Consider the following 2,021-nt stretch of genomic DNA (forward strand, 5'->3'; position numbering starts at 1 on the left):
TGAAGATCCGCGGCTACCGGGTCGAGCTGGGCGAGGTGGAACACGCCGTCGCGGCGGTGTCGGGAGTGGTGACGGCGGCGGTGGTGGCCAAGGAGCATCCTGAGGTGCCCGGCCAACGCCGCCTCGCCGCCTACCTCGTGGGTGGACCCGGGCCGGCCGCCGTCCGGGACGCGGTCGCGCGCCGGCTGCCCGGGTACATGGTGCCCACCCTCTGGGCCGCGGTCGACGCGCTCCCGCTCACGGTCAACGGCAAGCTCGACGTCGCCGCGCTGCCCGAGCCCGTCCCGCTGGCCACGGCGACGTCCCGGCCGCCGCGCACGGAGGCGCAGCGGCTGCTGTGCACCGTGATCGCCGAGGTCCTCGGCGCCGACGTGGTCGGGATCGACGACGACTTCTTCGCGCTCGGCGGCGACAGCCTCTCCGCCCTCGCCGTGGCCAACCGCGCGCGGAAGGCTGGACTGCGGATCCGCCCGCGACACCTCTTCGACGCCCGGACACCCGAGCGCCTCGCCGAGATCGTCAGCCCGAACGAGGCCGAGCGGCCGAGCCTGCGGCCCGGGCGGGCCACCGGCGACGGCAGGCTGTCCGCCGGGCAGCGTCAGATGATGGCGCTGCACCGGATCGACGGGGCGAACGCCGCCTACAACCAGCCGTCGGTCCTCCGCCTGCGGGGACGGCTCGACGCGGCGGCGCTCACGGCGGCCTGGGTGGACATCACGGCACGGCACGAGGTGCTCCGCACGGTCTACGTCGCGGCCGACGACGACCGGGACACCGTGGCCGTCGTGCTGCCACCGGACCGGCCGGACCCGCCGCCCCGCTGGATCACCTCGGCCACCGTCCGGCTCGACGAGCTCGACGCCCGCATCCACGAGGAGGCCACCCGCCCCTTCGACCTCGCGGTCGAGCCGCCGATCAGGGTGGCCCTGCTGGCGACTGCCCCCGACGAACACGTCCTGGTGGTCACCTTCCACCACATCGCCGTGGACGAGTGGTCCTGGCGCACCCTGCTGGCGGAGCTGGAACAGACCTACGCCGCGCGCCGCCGGGGAGTCCCCCCGGCGTTGCCGGCACCCCCGGTCCAGTACGCGGACTTCACCGCCTGGCAGGCCGACTGCCTCGCGGAGGAGACCGGCGGGTCCGCCACGTCGGCGTCGGCACAGCTCGGCTACTGGCGGGAGGCCCTCGCCGGGGCCCCGGCCCTCTCGACGCTGCCAGCGGTCCGGCGCCGGCCCGCGTCGCCCTCCGGGCGTGGCGCGGTGACGCCCGTGGAGATCGGGACGGAGCTGACCGAGGCGCTGCACCGCCTCGCGCGCAGCCACGACGTCACGACGTTCATGCTCCTGCACGCCGCCCTCGCCGTGCTCCTCGCGCGCCACGGCGAGTCCTCCGACGTGGTCGTCGGGAGCCCCGTGTCGCTCCGCCTGGATCCCGCGCTGGAGGACGCCGTCGGCTACTTCCTCAACACCGTCGCCCTGCGCGTCGACGCTCGGCCGGACCGGACCGTGGCGGAGCTGCTGGCCGCGGTGCGAGCGGCGGACCTCGACGCCTACGACCGGCCGGACCTCCCGTTCGCCGACGTCGTCGCCGCAGTGGCGCCGCAGCGGACGCCCGGGGTCACGCCGCTCTTCCAGGTCATGCTCGTCTGCCTCACCGGCGACGCGGACTACGCGGTCCCGGTGCTCGAGGAGCTGGAGGTCGAGGTCGACCTGGGCACCAACGGCACGGCGAAGTTCGACGCCGCCTTCTCCTTCCGGGACTCGCCGGAGCTCCTCGGCGGCCACCTGGAGTACTCCACCGACCTGTACGACGAGGAGACCGCGCGCCTGTTCGCGGGGCGTTTCGTCGAGGTGCTCAGGGCTTTCGCCGAGGCACCCGACCGACACCTGGGCTCGATCGACGTGCGTGCTCCGGCCGACCGGGACCGTGAACACGCCGCGCTCGCCACGGCCACGGTCCCGCTGCCGGACGCGACGGTGGCGGAGCTGTTGGGGGAGCGGGCGCGGGTGTGTCCTGATCGG

1 protein-coding gene is annotated in these 2,021 nt (G+C 75.0%); it reads left to right on the plus strand.

Translation table 11 applies throughout. The annotated features are described in order from the left end of the window. The coding region (locus ABD993_RS27615; RefSeq protein WP_345424706.1) for a condensation domain-containing protein at positions 1 to 2,021 on the plus strand (2,021 nt) is incomplete at both ends.

The organism is Pseudonocardia xishanensis (genome assembly GCF_039541715.1).
Taxonomy (GTDB): Bacteria; Actinomycetota; Actinomycetes; order Mycobacteriales; family Pseudonocardiaceae; genus Pseudonocardia; species Pseudonocardia xishanensis.